At 52.1% G+C, this 13,978-nt stretch carries 17 protein-coding genes and 2 pseudogenes; 2 read left to right on the plus strand and 17 right to left on the minus strand.

What is annotated here, in order from left to right; translation table 11 throughout:
* Positions 1 to 3: 3 nt before the first annotated feature.
* The 5 genes and pseudogenes from UTM25_RS22635 to UTM25_RS14610 all read right to left on the minus strand — a co-directional run.
* A pseudogene (locus UTM25_RS22635) lies at positions 4 to 177 on the minus strand (restriction endonuclease subunit M); the annotation flags it as partial.
* An 81-nt stretch (positions 178 to 258) separates the two neighbouring features.
* Positions 259 to 462, minus strand: coding sequence for a hypothetical protein (locus UTM25_RS14595; protein WP_318154978.1), 204 nt, complete (start codon positions 460 to 462; stop codon positions 259 to 261).
* A 29-nt stretch (positions 463 to 491) separates the two neighbouring features.
* A pseudogene (locus UTM25_RS14600) lies at positions 492 to 968 on the minus strand (DUF5983 family protein).
* A complete protein-coding gene (locus UTM25_RS14605; RefSeq protein WP_318154977.1) occupies positions 965 to 1,342 on the minus strand; it encodes a TA system toxin CbtA family protein in 378 nt (125 codons plus the stop codon). Before UTM25_RS14605 ends, UTM25_RS14600 begins: the two are co-directional and overlap by 4 nt.
* Before the next feature lie 46 nt (positions 1,343 to 1,388).
* Positions 1,389 to 1,535: a hypothetical protein gene (locus UTM25_RS14610; RefSeq protein ID WP_320714932.1), complete on the minus strand. Its 147-nt coding sequence runs from the start codon at positions 1,533 to 1,535 to the stop codon at positions 1,389 to 1,391.
* A gap of 103 nt (positions 1,536 to 1,638) precedes the next feature.
* Between UTM25_RS14610 and istA the strand changes: the two genes are divergently transcribed.
* Both istA and istB read left to right on the plus strand, forming a co-directional pair.
* Positions 1,639 to 2,661 (plus strand): IS21-like element ISSen3 family transposase, encoded by a 1,023-nt coding sequence (istA, locus tag UTM25_RS14615; protein WP_279750628.1) that lies wholly within the window; start codon positions 1,639 to 1,641, stop codon positions 2,659 to 2,661.
* Entirely contained in the window at positions 2,658 to 3,440 is a 783-nt protein-coding gene (gene istB / locus UTM25_RS14620) for an IS21-like element ISSen3 family helper ATPase IstB (RefSeq protein ID WP_001531258.1), read from the plus strand. The genes istA and istB overlap by 4 nt, the downstream gene beginning before the upstream one ends.
* Positions 3,441 to 3,597: 157 nt before the next feature.
* Here the strand turns inward: istB and UTM25_RS14625 are convergent, their stop codons facing one another.
* From UTM25_RS14625 to UTM25_RS14680, 12 genes are all read right to left on the minus strand, one after another.
* Entirely contained in the window at positions 3,598 to 3,969 is a 372-nt protein-coding gene (locus UTM25_RS14625; protein ID WP_318154975.1) for a type IV toxin-antitoxin system YeeU family antitoxin, read from the minus strand.
* Positions 3,970 to 3,990: 21 nt separating this feature from the next.
* Positions 3,991 to 4,185: a DUF987 family protein gene (locus tag UTM25_RS14630; RefSeq protein WP_318154974.1), complete on the minus strand. Its 195-nt coding sequence runs from the start codon at positions 4,183 to 4,185 to the stop codon at positions 3,991 to 3,993.
* A gap of 47 nt (positions 4,186 to 4,232) precedes the next feature.
* A complete protein-coding gene (gene radC / locus UTM25_RS14635; protein ID WP_318154973.1) occupies positions 4,233 to 4,712 on the minus strand; it encodes a RadC family protein in 480 nt (159 codons plus the stop codon).
* An 11-nt stretch (positions 4,713 to 4,723) separates the two neighbouring features.
* Positions 4,724 to 5,197 (minus strand): antirestriction protein, encoded by a 474-nt coding sequence (locus UTM25_RS14640; protein ID WP_318154972.1) that lies wholly within the window; start codon positions 5,195 to 5,197, stop codon positions 4,724 to 4,726.
* Between the two features lie 78 nt (positions 5,198 to 5,275).
* Complete coding sequence (locus UTM25_RS14645) at positions 5,276 to 6,097, minus strand: DUF932 domain-containing protein (protein ID WP_320714934.1); 822 nt, start codon at positions 6,095 to 6,097, stop codon at positions 5,276 to 5,278.
* A 197-nt stretch (positions 6,098 to 6,294) separates the two neighbouring features.
* Positions 6,295 to 6,606, minus strand: a complete 312-nt coding sequence (locus UTM25_RS14650) for a hypothetical protein (RefSeq protein ID WP_318155222.1) — start codon at positions 6,604 to 6,606, stop codon at positions 6,295 to 6,297.
* A gap of 12 nt (positions 6,607 to 6,618) precedes the next feature.
* Complete coding sequence (locus UTM25_RS14655; protein WP_200015845.1) at positions 6,619 to 6,903, minus strand: hypothetical protein; 285 nt, start codon at positions 6,901 to 6,903, stop codon at positions 6,619 to 6,621.
* Between the two features lie 33 nt (positions 6,904 to 6,936).
* On the minus strand, positions 6,937 to 7,452 hold the full coding sequence (locus UTM25_RS14660; RefSeq protein WP_318155223.1) for a hypothetical protein: 516 nt from the start codon (positions 7,450 to 7,452) through the stop codon (positions 6,937 to 6,939).
* Between the two features lie 3 nt (positions 7,453 to 7,455).
* Positions 7,456 to 8,007 carry a hypothetical protein gene (locus UTM25_RS14665; RefSeq protein ID WP_318155224.1) on the minus strand — a complete coding sequence of 184 codons (552 nt, stop codon included), beginning with the start codon at positions 8,005 to 8,007 and terminating at the stop codon, positions 7,456 to 7,458.
* A gap of 307 nt (positions 8,008 to 8,314) precedes the next feature.
* The gene (locus tag UTM25_RS14670; protein WP_318155225.1) at positions 8,315 to 9,205 is read right to left on the minus strand and encodes a GTPase family protein; all 891 of its coding nucleotides are present in this window, start codon (positions 9,203 to 9,205) and stop codon (positions 8,315 to 8,317) included.
* Positions 9,206 to 9,397: 192 nt separating this feature from the next.
* Positions 9,398 to 11,245 carry a UvrD-helicase domain-containing protein gene (locus tag UTM25_RS14675; protein WP_318155226.1) on the minus strand — a complete coding sequence of 616 codons (1,848 nt, stop codon included), beginning with the start codon at positions 11,243 to 11,245 and terminating at the stop codon, positions 9,398 to 9,400.
* A complete protein-coding gene (locus UTM25_RS14680; RefSeq protein WP_318155227.1) occupies positions 11,242 to 13,536 on the minus strand; it encodes an AAA family ATPase in 2,295 nt (764 codons plus the stop codon). Before UTM25_RS14680 ends, UTM25_RS14675 begins: the two co-directional genes overlap by 4 nt.
* Between the last annotated feature and the right edge of the window lie 442 nt (positions 13,537 to 13,978).

Consider the following 13,978-nt stretch of genomic DNA (forward strand, 5'->3'; position numbering starts at 1 on the left):
CTTTGCCCCGGCAATACTGTCGGTCAGTGCAGAAATATCACTAAGCTGATGGATAAGGATTTCTGCCAGGCTCAATGCGGCATTACGTCCGGGGACGATGCGTTCAATGCTGGTGGAGCAGATCACGTCGGTGTGCCCGGTTATTACGTCGGGATCGGCATAAAGTTGTTCTGACATAGTTTTCTTTCCTTATATAAAGCAAAGCGCCAGTCGGTGAGGACTGGCGCTTATGCGCGCGTGAGGAGTACGGTTCAGTGGCTAGCCTGATTTAGCGCGGTGTAAATGCTGAAGGTGGTGGAGGTCACGAACATCATTCAGTACCTGTTCCACGTGTGGAAGCAGCATGGCAGAGTCCGTATTGTCCTCGTCGTTATCGAAGATAATCCCGCTGTCGCAGTCGATATTGTCCCGTAGCCAGTCGATCAGGATTTGCAGGGCTTCTTCGGTGGTTAATGTCCGCATGTAAAAACCTCGTGGTAACCGGAAGCGGATCACCACTCAAAGGTGGAGAAACCGGATAACTGCTCGCCCAGGGCATCAAGATGAATAATGCGGATGTGATAACGGCGCATTAATGTCACGACTAACCGACGGCAGGCTTTTGATAATCCCCGTTTCTTTAGCTGAAGTACCGTGTACTGCCACGCATCAAGGTAGATCAGATAACCGGAACCGGTATAGCAGATCCACTCACTGTCGCCGTGGTCTTCATGCTGGTGCGAGAGCGCATACTACAGGCTGTTATCAGCTTCGGTGACATGGGCGGTACTGCACTGAATACCGTTAAACCGGGCGACAGGCGGGAGTGGATCGTCATCATCGTTAACCACACGAAGTGAATAACCGTTATCACAGACCACATTAATCAGGTCGGTCAGTTCAATACCATCAATATCCACGCTAATCCGGCCCATGTTAAGGGCCAGAACGTTAATGGTGTCGGCTTCTAACGTCAGGGATAACTTCATCGTGTCACCCCGCTGTATTTGCCGGTGGTGATATCGGTCACCGCTTTGTACCCGTTACGTTTCATCAGGCCAGTGGCCCGTCTGGCCCGGAGTATGTCAGTGCGGTCAATAAAAGGAGACTGATGACTGATGGAGAAACCGGGCCGGTCGGTGCGTACCAGGTCATATTTTTCGACGATAAAGTTCAGCGCATCCGCCAGTGAGATACCGGCGTCAATATGCTGTGCAATCACCTGCTCATCACCAAACGGAGTATCGTTAAGCGTAAGGCCGTAGTGCTGTTCCAGCAGGTACGTGAGCAGCATTTGCCAGATGTTGACGGGTGACGGGCGTGAGGGTAACGCCCGACTCTGGGGTACGGTTTGAATCTGCATAAAGGCGTATCTCTGCTAAATAAAAGAGGTGGTGAGGGTGGAGCGATTACGCTGTGTGTTGCTGACGAATGGCGTCCAGTGACGCTTCCAGTGTGGACCAGTTAATGCCTCGTTCAGCATCGTGATGCCGGTCGGCATGCTGTAGCGTCGCAATCGCTTCCTCTTCGGTAACGGAGGCATCAATGCTGCGCACATCATCCGTGTACCAGATGTCACCAACGGTGCAAAACTGATCCACCCCAGCGGTTGAAAATTGATCCAGGGGTTAATCTGCTCCTCTGAATACAGGGGAGCTTATGATCACTTTTGAGATTCGTATGGAAATTAAAGTCCTGCACAAGCGGGGAATGAGTATCCGGGCCATTGCCAGGGAGCTGGGTATTTCGCGCAATACTGTCCGCAGCCACCTGAAAGCTAAATCTGAAAAGCCGCAGTATTCACCACGCCCGGCACCATCATCACTGCTCGATGAATACCGTGATTACATCTCTAAGCGGATCAGCGATGCGCATCCCTACAAAATTCCGGCGACCGTTATTGCCAGGGAAATCATGGAGCTGGGCTATCGTGGAGGGCTTACTATCCTGAGAGAGTTCATCCGCAAACAGACCCTGCCAGCACAGGCAGAACCGGTCGTTCGCTTCGAAACCGAGCCCGGACGGCAGATGCAGGTTGACTGGGGGACCATGCGAAACGGCAAGTCACCCCTGCATGTGTTCGTTGCTGTTCTGGGATACAGCAGAATGCTTTACATCGAGTTCGCCGACAACATGCGCTACGACACGCTGGAAGCCTGTCACCGCAATGCGTTCAGCTTCTTCGGCGGTGTACCGCAGGAAGTCCTGTACGACAATATGAAAACGGTGGTGCTGCAGCGTGATGCTTACCAGACCGGGCAGCACCGGTTCCATCCTTCCCTGTGGCAGTTCGGTAAAGAGATGGGCTTCTCTCCCCGCCTGTGCCGTCCCTTCAGGGCGCAGACTAAAGGCAAGGTGGAGCGGATGGTGCAGTACACCCGAAACAGCTTCTATATCCCGTTAATGACGCGCCTGCGCCCGATGGGGATCACCCTCGATGTTGAAACCGCAAACCGTTACGGCCTGCGCTGGCTGTACGATGTGGCCAATCAACGTAAGCATGAAACTATCCAGACCCGCCCCTGTGATCGCTGGGTGGAGGAACAGCAATCCATGCTGGCACTGCCACCGGAGAAGAAACAGTATGACGTGCAGGTTGATGAAAGCCTGATGACCTTCGACAGGCAGCCGTTGCATCATCCACTCTCCATCTATGACACGTTCTGCAGAGGAGCCGCATGATGGTCGAACTGCAACATCAACGGCTGATGGTACTTGCTGAACAGCTGCAGCTGGACAGTCTTATCGGCGCAGCGCCGGCGCTGTCGCAACAGGCGGTGGATCAGGAATGGAGCTACATGGACTTCCTGGAGCACCTGTTACATGAGGAGAAACTGGCCCGGCATCAGCGTAAACAGGCGATGTACACGCGGATGGCAGCCTTCCCGGCGGTGAAGACGTTCGAGGAGTACGACTTCACCTTCGCCACCGGCGCTCCTCAGAAGCAAATCCAGTCGCTGCGATCCCTGAGCTTCATAGAGCGTAACGAAAACATCGTGTTGCTGGGGCCATCGGGCGTGGGAAAAACACATCTGGCGATAGCTATGGGCTACGAAGCAGTACGGGCGGGCATCAAGGTTCGCTTCACAACAGCAGCGGACCTGCTGCTACAGCTGTCCACTTCACAGCGTCAGGGCCGTTACAAAACGACTCTCAATCGTGGTGTCATGGCCCCGAAGCTGCTTATCATCGATGAAATAGGCTATCTGCCGTTCAGTCAGGAGGAAGCCAAGCTGTTCTTCCAGGTCATCGCCAAACGTTACGAGAAGAGCGCGATGATCCTGACCTCCAACCTGCCGTTCGGGCAGTGGGACCAGACGTTCGCAGGTGATGCGGCCCTGACATCGGCGATGCTGGATCGGATCTTACATCACTCACACGTAGTCCAGATAAAAGGAGAGAGCTATCGACTGAAGCAGAAACGAAAGGCCGGGGTTATAGCGGAAGCTAATCCTGAGTAAACAAGGTGGATCAATATTAAACCGTTGGTGGTGACGGTTAGTGGATCACTTTTTACCCGTTGTTGACACCAGAGTGAGTACAGGACAAAATCATCATTCTGGTGCTGCTGCAGATATCTGATGACGTCACTGATTTTACAGGCGTGTGTCATGGTGATTACTCTCCGGGTTGCGCTGTCGGTGCGGGTGTCGGATAAATGGCAATATACACATAGCCACAACTGGCAAGCGAGTCCGTTTCGCAGGTGAGTCCTTTCGCATACAGCGTGACGCAGTGCTGATGGCGGGGAGTGAGTTCACCACTGGTCAGCATCAGTTCCATCTGCTTCATCAGCAGCGGAAATGCCTGGTCGAGATGACGTAAATCCGCGTCACTGAATTTACCGGCAATACTGGCGCGGTCAGCCAGATAGTGAAGGCGATTACCTTCCTGAACCAGTCGTGCGCCAAAACACGGGGTGACACTGCGTTTCAGTCCCCACCAGGGTTCTGCAATATCATGCTCTGTTGAAGGTGTTGTATTCGACAATGTAGTGCTCCTCATATCAGGTTAATTAAGTGTGACGCAGCGCAGGACCACATACGGGCCGCTGCGGTTCTGACGGCGTTCCGCGAATACCGCCAGCACACCGCGAATGTCCTGCACCTCCCGGCCTGCATAATGGCAGACGCTGCCGGACCACTGATATCTGCCGGTACAGAAGCGAAACAGCCTGGACTGTGGATGTTGCCGGTATATCGTCATGGCCTAGCGTTTACTGATAATCATCATGATGTTGTTTCCCTGTTGCGTTACAGCCAGCCTCTTTCAGCAAAGGAGACAATATCCATTCCGCCCACCACCAGATGGTCCGGCAGGCGAATTTCCACCAGGTCCAGCGCCTGTTTAAGACGTTCCGTAATCTGGCGGTCGGCCTGGCTGGGCTCCGCAAGTCCCGAAGGGTGGCAATGTGCAATGATGACGGCAGCAGCGTTGTGCTTCAGGGCTGATTTCACCACCTCGCGGGGATGGACCAGGGTATGGCTGATGGTGCCGGTGAAGAGGGTTTCGTGAGCAATAAGACAGTGCTGGTTATCAAGGAACAGTACAATAAATTCTTCCCGCTCAGATGTAGCAAGCTGCAGACGCAGCCAGTCGCGAACGGCATGGCTGGAGGTAAATGACGCGCCGGGTTCACGTAACTGACGCTCCAGCAGGGCTAATGCTTCCCGGATGGTCTGTTGCTCTGCCGGGGGGCGTGTCCGGGCAAACATCGGTAACTGTTGTTCCATAACGTCATTCCTCAGTCGATAATGTGCATGATGGCGTTACATTCCGCATGATTCAGGGCGTAATCACGCAGTCGGTAGTAATGCGCAGTCATCGCATCACATTCCGTGCGGCAGGCATGGTGGCTGTATTCAATAAGACAGGCCGCAATCCCGGCAGCTTCCGCACTCATTTCTGCGCCGTTACCGTTCATGTCGTTAAACAGCGTCCAGGCTTCATCATTGTTCTTTGCCTCCGGTGCCATAAACGCGCCACCGTTGCTGAGAGTGAGAAACTGCCAGATACCGCCCCGGTAGTTGTCACAGAGCCTGTCCATCCGGCCAAAGATGCGGGGCTCCAGCAGCATCCACTGGGGGATACCACCGAAATGCTGAGGCCAGAAGCTGATGCGGTTCTCATCGGATACCTGTGTGGCGGTAATCTGATGTTGAGATGCAACAGGAACAGATTCTGCGGGTGTGAACAGTGGCAGTGTATTGTCGGTCATGCTGGTTTTTCCTTGTTTATTAATGGGGTAAATCTGTGGAGTGACTAAAGCGGGATATCAGTGAGGAAACGCAGGCGATTATTTACCGGAGAGTTCCAGCATGTTTTCCGCCATCACCCAGAGCGCACGGTTGAGCTTCACGTCACCGTCGATGCCGTTAACGGCACGGGTATGGCTGCGTTTGCCCTTCGCGGAACGTCCGGGGAGACCGCCTTTCAGCAGGTTCTCCTGCAGTCTCTGGTATGTTGTCCACAGGTCGTTCTGACGGTCTTCACAGCGTCGGGGTGTCAGTATCTGTGATGCCGTCACCGGCTGGTGGTCTTCACCATAACGGTATGTCAGTGCGGCATTCGCCAGTGCCTGCTGTGCCGGTGGTGGCAATATCAGTGACTGCATGGCATCGCGCTTTTCTTCCACCCGGTCAAACACACCGAGCACTTCATAAGCGCCCTCAATCACCTTTTCCACGACATCGCCCCGGTGCGGTACACGCACTTCGCCAAACGACTGCCCGCAGACGAGTGAGTTGGTACAGACGCTGCGGAAGATACCAGGCAGCATCTGATAACTTGATGAGCCATCATGAGAGTTCAGCAGGATAATCTCCGGGACCAGATGACCGGTGATTTGCCCGGCACGACGCAGACGCAGCATGTGCTTCGTGTGTTCACGCTTACATTCGTCACGCACTTTCGTCTGGCAGGCGAAGAACGGCTGAAAACCTTCGCTCTGCAGGTTTTCAAGGATGGTGATGGTCGGTATCCAGGTGTAGCGTTCACTGCGGGACGCATGTTTGTCCTCACCGAAGATGCTGGGAACATGGCTCATCAGTTCTTCGTGAGTCAGTGGTCGGTCACGGCGTATCTGGTTAATCCGGCCAAAGCGGCTGGCTAATTTCATGGATAACTCCTGTTGAAACGGGATAAATGAAGAAAGACCATTCCCCGGCAGGAGGCATGGTCTTCAGGTAATTAACGTCAGGTAAAACAGCCGTACGTTTTAATGTGTTCTGTGACGGGGTACCGGGCAGGCATAAAGCAAAAAGGCCATCCCCGGAAGGGACGGCCTCTGCAGATATGGTATGTTCAGTAAAGCAATTATGTCAGTTGCTGTCCCACTGTCAGCAGACCCGCAAGCCAGCCGATACACTGGGGACCGGCCAGCCAGAACAGACGGGCTTTCAGCACCCCTGCCGCACCACCCGAAGTATAAATACGGTCAGGCATCAGCCACAGACGCAGGAAAGCGCCCAGGGTCATGCCTGCTCCCGGTCCGGTGGTCATCCAGAACAGGTATCCGGCCCCCTGCCAGAAGTCACGTATCGCACCAGTGTTGCTGAACGCGTTAAACAGAACGACCACAAGCGCAATGATGAACGCAATCATGAAATATTTAATAACAAGCGCCATTTTCTTCTTTCCTTACTTTCTGCACTGCTGTGCAGCCTTCAGCATGTTTTCCATAAAGCCCGGTGGCACATAGCCATACTGCGTGTTCATCTTCTGCAGTTCTCCCTGCGTGTACCGGGTCTTCAGGTCGTCATAAATACACCCGCAGACAGCAGTGGTACCGCCACCGGATTTACATCCACGAATGAACTCGCGTTCGTCCTTGTCACCACAGCCGCTGAGCGCAACGGCTGACAGCAGTGTACAGAGCAGTAAGAGACCACGTGATGCTGTCCGGGTCGTTTGCTGGTTTTTCATTGCGTCATGTCCTTATCTGTGAGACCGGAGGTATCAGAGGCTGTCTGCTTCCGGAATACCCTCTTCCGCCAGCGCATGGCTGATGTTGTTCACCACGGTCGCCAGGTCGAGTCTGATTTCTGCCAGCAGTTTCCCGCTCTCCGGCATGCCCTTATAGACATAGAGGGATGCGAAGGGCTCTCCCGCGTCATTCGAACCGGCTGAAACCTGGTAGCTGGTATCCCCGTTTCTGACGGTGAAGTTCTGAATGCTGATGACCTGATTACTCGAATAGGCGTAAGAGGTGCTGCCTGCCGGAACGGTGAGATTCATCTCCTTGTTTTTCGTGCCCACTTTTCCGAATGAGTACGAAACTGACGGGGTGACAAGGCAAATCTCCACTTCCTTTTTATGGTTCATCGTCTGTGCGTAAAATACCGGTTGCGCACAGTGCGGGCCATGAGCCTGACGGAGCGTGTCCGGTGTCGCTGCATGCAAAACTGATGCAGCGGTGAATAACACGGCTGCACTCAGCAGCAGGTGGTGGGTAATGGTTTTCACGGTGTTCATTCTTTATTCTCCCCTTTCCGGCAACATGACATAGATATCCTGCCCACGGTCTTCAATGGTCACGGGCTCCTTAACCCCGGTGTTCAGCAACGCCTGCGCCCGCCAGAAGCGACCGCTGACCTCTTCCTTCATATTAATGACGCGAATGCATCGCTCATCACTGCCATCGTCACGCAGAATTCTCGTCACTACCGTGCAGGCACTCTGCGCCAGATCCTCCGTACCTGACTGTTTACTGAACTGATATAACGCCACAAATGACAGTGCTGTGCAGAGCAGCCAGACCTGCAGTAGCCGCCACGGCTTGCCCTGCCTCTGGTCACGCTGGCGAAGGTAAACAAAATACAGGGGAAACCACAGCCATGACGGCGGTGTGATGCCCTGCTTCATCAGGTTTGTCCGGTCCAGCAACACCCAGACCAGCGCGACGACCAGATAAATGACAAGCGCCATGTTCTGCGGAAAGTTCAGGTACAGCACCATCCAGAGCAACGGGAGCACGACGGCCAGGCACCAGGCAAATATGTCCTGACGTAATAAGGGGTAGGATTTCATCTCAGGGTCTCCCGGTTGATACAGACACCCGTCATCACGGGCATAAAAGCACACATAAAATATTCCTTTATAAACAATTGATTAAATAAGACGAATGACAGGGGGATATCTTCACATTCAGCACAGATCGTACTGGCTAATCAGAAGGCGGGATAATTGTTAATTCAGATCGATATGCGTAAACTGATCGTTTATATCTATCAATAATAACGATCGATAATTCTGTTTTGATAGTCATTGACTATCGCATGTAATCATTTCGATCGTCGAAACAGATCGAAGCGGCAGTGAAAAAAGCACAGTGAAATCAGAACAGGAGATGCCAGACAGCACGGATAATCGCCAGGAAGCGCAGGCGGAACCGCTGTAACCGGCGTACCAGCCTGCCTGATGTCTGTATGGCCGCGACGGCATCATCAAAGATGTCGCCTGTGGCATGGACAAAGCGCTCGCGGGCAGTTTCCTGAACATATTCCGTTTGCAGCTCAGGGTTAAGATGATGGAAAACCGCGCTACTGCTGCTCACCGGCAGCGCCTTAATCAGCGCTTCCGCCCACTGCTCCAGGTGGTAGTTTTCCGCTGCGGATACCGCAATGACCGGATGGACAGCCGCAAACAGCGTTGCAGCAAGCTCAGTTTTAGCCCGGAGATTCTCAGCCTGACGTGGCGAGGGCTGGTGGTTTGCATTATCCCATTCGCGACAGGGCTCCATTTTATCCGCCTGGGTGAGAACAAACAGAAAACGCTCTGGCGCAGCTCCCTCGCCCAGAAGTTCGCGATAACAGCGCAGGTCGTCTTTCCAGGCACGGTCGTCTGCCTTCAGCGCCCAGACAATCAGGTTCAGCTTCGGGGCCCATGCCCGGTACAGACGACGATACTGCCTGTCGGGCTCCGGGTTTTCGGCAATGCCGGGGAAATCGGCAATATGAAGCGTTCGTGAACCACGGGTAACCTGATAACGGTGAACATGGCGGGTGCAGCCCCTGACGGCATCAACACTGGCAGGTGGCGGACTGAACAGGGTATTGCACAGGCTGGATTTACCCGCTCCGGTTTTCCCCATGATGCCAATCACCGGTTCGTAGTGAACGCACCGGAGCAGTCGCTCCACCATGGCTTCCGACAGAACGACGGGGAGACGGGATAAGGATTGTTTCAGGGCGTCAGGAATTTGCCCGGTAGGAATACGGTCTGACACATTGACCTCCGTGAGTTAAACGACAGTACGGCAGCAATACAGGCTGCCGTACTCACGGTGGTAATATCGGTCTAAAAATTTATGGAACTGAATATGGAGACGCAACAAATGAAAGTCCCCTTTGTGCTGTGAGTTCAACCGATGGATGCAACATCTACAAAGTCAGGGGCTAATCAGACCAAGGAGGAAGCTTCATAGGATTTCGATCTCGCTCTCTTGGAGCCAGCCAGCAGCAACAACGTTTCGCTTGACCAGTGCCGGCTGAGGTGTGTATACGACAATCGCTAAGCTATTTTCAGCACGACTACACGTTACATAGAGAAGCCTACGAGTACGAGCCAGTGCGTGGTCCTTGCCATCACGCTCATTGTCTCGATCAGTTTTTGTTGGTTCTTTCACACCCAGCAACTTGTCGTAGCTGAACAAAAAGCCGTCTGCCTCATCATCGTTGATGACAACCATAACTCGAGGGTACTCGAGTCCCTTGACGCCTTGGTGCGTACCATAGGGTGAAAGGCCATCTGTATAAGTCGCAAAAGCTGCCAGCTCCGAAAATGGGCGTTCAAGAAATAGCTGATAGGCGTAATTGGTTATCGCGTTCGTATCTTCAGGATCGGGCGCCTCACTAGGAGATCCCAACATCATTGCCTCAACCAGATATTCTGGGAGATCAAGCAGTTGAGTTTGCAACAGAAGCGTTGCGACTTCTCTCAGTGTTGGATCGTTTCTTTCGAAAAGAGAGAGCAGGGCGTGCGTCGCGTCCTCTGTACGCTGCATGAGGGCCGATTGATCCACTGTTGATTGCATAGTGTCCTTGCTGAGCAAGGAGGAGCGAGAGCGTACTGCTTCAAGCAGAAGGAAGTGATCGTCCTTTGCGGTAAGGATGGGAAGAACGCCTTCGCTGAAAACGCGAAGTGCGGGCAGGGTTCCATCCAACAAGCCTGTTTGAAGGTGCTCAACCGCGTAGAGGGACGTGAACAGCTTCTCGAACCCCATCCGCCGTCCAGCCATCTTATGTTCGAGAATCAAGGTCTTTCGGCCTTCAGGGCCGGTAGCCCATTCTCCGTCGTCGGTGATTGCAGCCATCGAATGAGCGATGCCTTCCTCAAGATTTGGTGCCTGTTCTTGGTTTTGACTAATGCAGTACATGCGCACTACACCTTGAATGGCATCAGGCTTTGGGGTCTGATGATGATTGTCTACGGTGCTTCGAATCACGTTGATAAGGTCTACCACCCTACGAGGACAGCGGCGATTAACGATCTTTTCAGGTTTCCGCCAGTCACCTGGTATTGCTTTATCAAGATGCGTTACTCCATGTCCGTATATTTGTTGCATTGTATCGCCGAGTAACCCTAGGCAAAAGCGTGTCTGCGCCAATTGCTGGACGTTCAGAAAAGCCTCCATTACTGGCGCGTGGGTGTCTTGGCTTTCGTCGATCAATACAACTGGGTAGCGGTCTACTAGAACATCCAACAAAGGGCGCTTAGGAACGAATGCTGCGGTCAACTTGATGACCTCATCGTGACTGAGTGCCTGTCGTTCTCTGTTGTTACTTGTAGGGCTATAGATGAACTTTGTAATCTCGTCGAGAGTCTCAAGTCTGCGTATTTTGCTTTGTAGCTTCCGTCGGTTTGCTCGAGATGTTTTATTGTCTCCTCTCGAGCGTGCTAGCTCGCCCTCGATCTTCTCAATGTCCTGGGCAAGTTTGATTCTTAGCCACTCTCTGATCTCATTGTCGAATCCTTGGATTAGGCGCCAGGCGAACGCGTGAATGGTTGAGACTTCCACGAGTGGATCAAACTCTAGCCTTCGAAGAATCTCCTCGCAGGCTGCGTTAGTATAAGTAATCACCGCAATGCGCCGCCCCTCGAACGTCAGGCGTTCTCGCTCGCGACTTTTGAGTTCGCGGATGGCCTCGACGAGTGAGTGGGTTTTTCCTGAACCCGCACCTGCGTAAAGAAAAAAACTCTTCGGATCTGCCAGATTCAGGCAAGCCTGCATAATGGTGTCGGCATCTGCGACAACTGCCTCGCTCATGACGTCACCTCCGCGCCCTCGGGTGGAATTACCAGAAGCTCTTTTTGCTTGCTTCGCAATTTGGACTCAAGCCAGTTGAGGCCTTCAATTATGTATTCAGGGATTTCGAGGCTGGGAAAGTTTTTGTCGCTCAAAACGAGCAACACAAACTCTGCTTTCTTTCCTTCGCGTAATTCGTTGAAAAAACCTTCTCCAACGGCTTCTGATGTTTGCGCCTCATTCAAAACCTTTACGAAAGACTTCATCAGACCAGTGCCGTTTGTCTTTTCCGCAAAGTAACCAGCGTTGCTAAGCACAAAGCTGTCTTCAAATGTATTTGGAAGAGCTTGTATTTCTTCACCAGTAGCGGGCAGGTGGGTGGAAATAGGAGTTTGATAGGCGATGCGTATCGAGTACAGGTCGTCGATTTTGTGCTCTTTTTGGTTCGCTGGTAACTCAAGCAGTTCATCCACTGTGCTGCCCAGATGCATCAGTTTCATCCAGCTCCGCAATGTCGGATTGTTCGTAATCTGATCTGAGTTTCTTTGCACCGGTTTTGCAGCTTTATTAAGCCCGGCATCGAGGTCTGTAATAACCAGGGTGAGGATGCCAAGGGCGTCAATTAAAGGCCTTAATCGGTGTGCGTGACTGCCACCGATATCGAGGGTTGTGATGTAGCAGCGGTCAAGGAATGGAAACTTATTTCGCAAAAAATGTGGCAACATCATTCGCTCTGCTGAACCCTCTACCAAGATGACGGCATCGGCGAAGAATATGTCTGCATGCTGTGCCCGCAGATACCTGGTTACGAACTCCTTTGTCTTTGTTCCCTCGCCGAACACATTAGAGAGATTAGAGACCGTCGACACCGGTACTCCGATACCATACATCCCGGCTGGAAGTCGCCTGAAATACCTAAGGTTCTGGTACTCCACTTCATGTGTTACATGGCTTGAGTGAGTGCTTACCAAAAGCTGAGTCTTCAGATTTGGGTAGCGTTCAAGCAAAGCGTCTCGACATAGAACTTGGTAGGCGTGCCGCACGAACACTTGCTGCACTTGAACATGAAGGTGGGCTTCAGGTTCTTCAATGAGCACGAGGTGGATGGGCTCGATGCGGTCTATTACTCCCGAGCTGGCGGCTCTGGTTTTTCTCAGCCACTCGTCCCTGAAGCCCATCAGCCGGAAAATCATAGATATCAGGTTTTGATATCCCAACCCATTAGCGGTCTCTGGTAAGTGAAGAGGAGGGGCTCCAGGGGTACCCTGGATTGAATCCAACTCAAAAAGGACGGCCGCTTCATGGTTCATGCCGTCAGTTGTTGCTAGTCGACTTGCGACTTTGATGCGAGGGTCATTACGACCGGGGTAGCCCAATCCCTCGACCTCTCTAATAGCAGGTTCGAAGCTGCTACTTAGCTTCGTGTCGAATGCCGACTGGGCTGCCTCTATCGCCCGCAACGCTTCGAGATCTGAGATATCTGGGCTGTCACCTGGGTCAAGGTGTCTGGAGTAATAAGATCTGAGTTGTTCCGAGAGTTTTTGAGCGCCGCTGGGTCTAGTGTGATCTCCTTGTTTGTCGTCCGAATGGTCGCCGAATCCCCGCTGTGCATTGATTTCATGTACTCGAATTAATCCACTGAGAGGATTGCTTTCTAAAGGCTGGGCAGTAGGGCTCAATTGCTGCATTTGCGCCATTCTAGTCAACTTGTCAGGCTTTTTAAGTTGTTGCGGATCTAGGCGGTACCAACGTATTTTGAATTTATCTCCCAGCCTACGGCTCAGGTAATCATGTAGGCTCTGCGGCCATAGCTTCAGCGGCCTACCGGGTGGTTCTTCCTTCTCTAGAGCATCCTCAAGCTCTACAACCCTCGTGCGCTCCTTACGATAGTCAGTATACAGCGTATTCATATCATCAGGTTCAAGCAGAAAACGCATTCCCACTAGACCCCCGCGCCACGCAAAGTTGGGTATGAGATCCCGGATGTAGTGGAACTCCCCTTGATCTGCCGACACCCAGATATCCAGACTGGGGAGCCAGTCAGCCCAGTCCTTGGCTGTCGGGATTTCAAAGTTTTCCGGCGCGTTCTCCCAAACTTTACCAATCTCATCCAGCTTGGCGAGATGACAAAGAGTCAGATCCTGGAGCCGAAAAGCTGAAGCCTTAGAAACCAAAAATCTTCGGAGTGCCAGCATGGCTGAGGATTTGCCGCTGTTGTTTGCACCTACAAGCAGCGTGGTCTCATTAGCGAAGTCAATTCGCACAGAAATTAGCTTTCGGAAATTAGATATCTCTATGTGCTGGATGTACATGGGCCGTCCTTGAAAGCCTGAGTAATATCAATTTGCCATCAATAATATAACTTGTCGCCTATAGCAATCAAAAGAGATTAAAATGGAGGCACTGCTCTAAACGTCCGCATCTCGCTCACAGCAGACATAGAATCCTTAAGCGTTCTTCTTCGTGCCAACTGTTGAGGTTACAAGCACTAAGAACTGTGGAATGACCCCACCCAAGTAGACGATCCTGCCATATCCCCGTAAGGAATCTGTAAACTGTACGTCTTACAGCTCGAAAAACATCATTAAATCAATACAATAACTTTCGACCAGCAATTATATGTGAAAGAGAGTGATTACTGGTGTCATGGTGAATTTAACTGTCGGTATTTAGTATTATTAATTAATATAATTAATTATTATCAATAATAACTATCTTATTAAGTGATTATTACTAATTAGTAATACTACTGAG

The sequence above is a fragment of the Enterobacter sp. 61D5 genome, from assembly GCF_034107965.1.
Classification (GTDB): Bacteria; Pseudomonadota; Gammaproteobacteria; order Enterobacterales; family Enterobacteriaceae; genus Enterobacter; species Enterobacter cloacae_M.

What these genes read in the sequence shown, in the direction of transcription:
- UTM25_RS14595 (WP_318154978.1), bottom strand. Translation starts at nt 462, where the DNA reads ATGCGGACATTAACCACCGAAGAAGCCCTGCAAATCCTGATCGACTGG.
- UTM25_RS14605 (WP_318154977.1), bottom strand. Translation starts at nt 1,342, where the DNA reads ATGCAGATTCAAACCGTACCCCAGAGTCGGGCGTTACCCTCACGCCCG.
- istA (WP_279750628.1), top strand. Translation starts at nt 1,639, where the DNA reads ATGATCACTTTTGAGATTCGTATGGAAATTAAAGTCCTGCACAAGCGG.
- istB (WP_001531258.1), top strand. Translation starts at nt 2,658, where the DNA reads ATGATGGTCGAACTGCAACATCAACGGCTGATGGTACTTGCTGAACAG.
- UTM25_RS14630 (WP_318154974.1), bottom strand. Translation starts at nt 4,185, where the DNA reads ATGACGATATACCGGCAACATCCACAGTCCAGGCTGTTTCGCTTCTGT.
- radC (WP_318154973.1), bottom strand. Translation starts at nt 4,712, where the DNA reads ATGGAACAACAGTTACCGATGTTTGCCCGGACACGCCCCCCGGCAGAG.
- UTM25_RS14640 (WP_318154972.1), bottom strand. Translation starts at nt 5,197, where the DNA reads ATGACCGACAATACACTGCCACTGTTCACACCCGCAGAATCTGTTCCT.
- UTM25_RS14645 (WP_320714934.1), bottom strand. Translation starts at nt 6,097, where the DNA reads ATGAAATTAGCCAGCCGCTTTGGCCGGATTAACCAGATACGCCGTGAC.
- UTM25_RS14650 (WP_318155222.1), bottom strand. Translation starts at nt 6,606, where the DNA reads ATGGCGCTTGTTATTAAATATTTCATGATTGCGTTCATCATTGCGCTT.
- UTM25_RS14655 (WP_200015845.1), bottom strand. Translation starts at nt 6,903, where the DNA reads ATGAAAAACCAGCAAACGACCCGGACAGCATCACGTGGTCTCTTACTG.
- UTM25_RS14660 (WP_318155223.1), bottom strand. Translation starts at nt 7,452, where the DNA reads ATGAACACCGTGAAAACCATTACCCACCACCTGCTGCTGAGTGCAGCC.
- UTM25_RS14665 (WP_318155224.1), bottom strand. Translation starts at nt 8,007, where the DNA reads ATGAAATCCTACCCCTTATTACGTCAGGACATATTTGCCTGGTGCCTG.
- UTM25_RS14675 (WP_318155226.1), bottom strand. Translation starts at nt 11,245, where the DNA reads ATGAGCGAGGCAGTTGTCGCAGATGCCGACACCATTATGCAGGCTTGC.
- UTM25_RS14680 (WP_318155227.1), bottom strand. Translation starts at nt 13,536, where the DNA reads ATGTACATCCAGCACATAGAGATATCTAATTTCCGAAAGCTAATTTCT.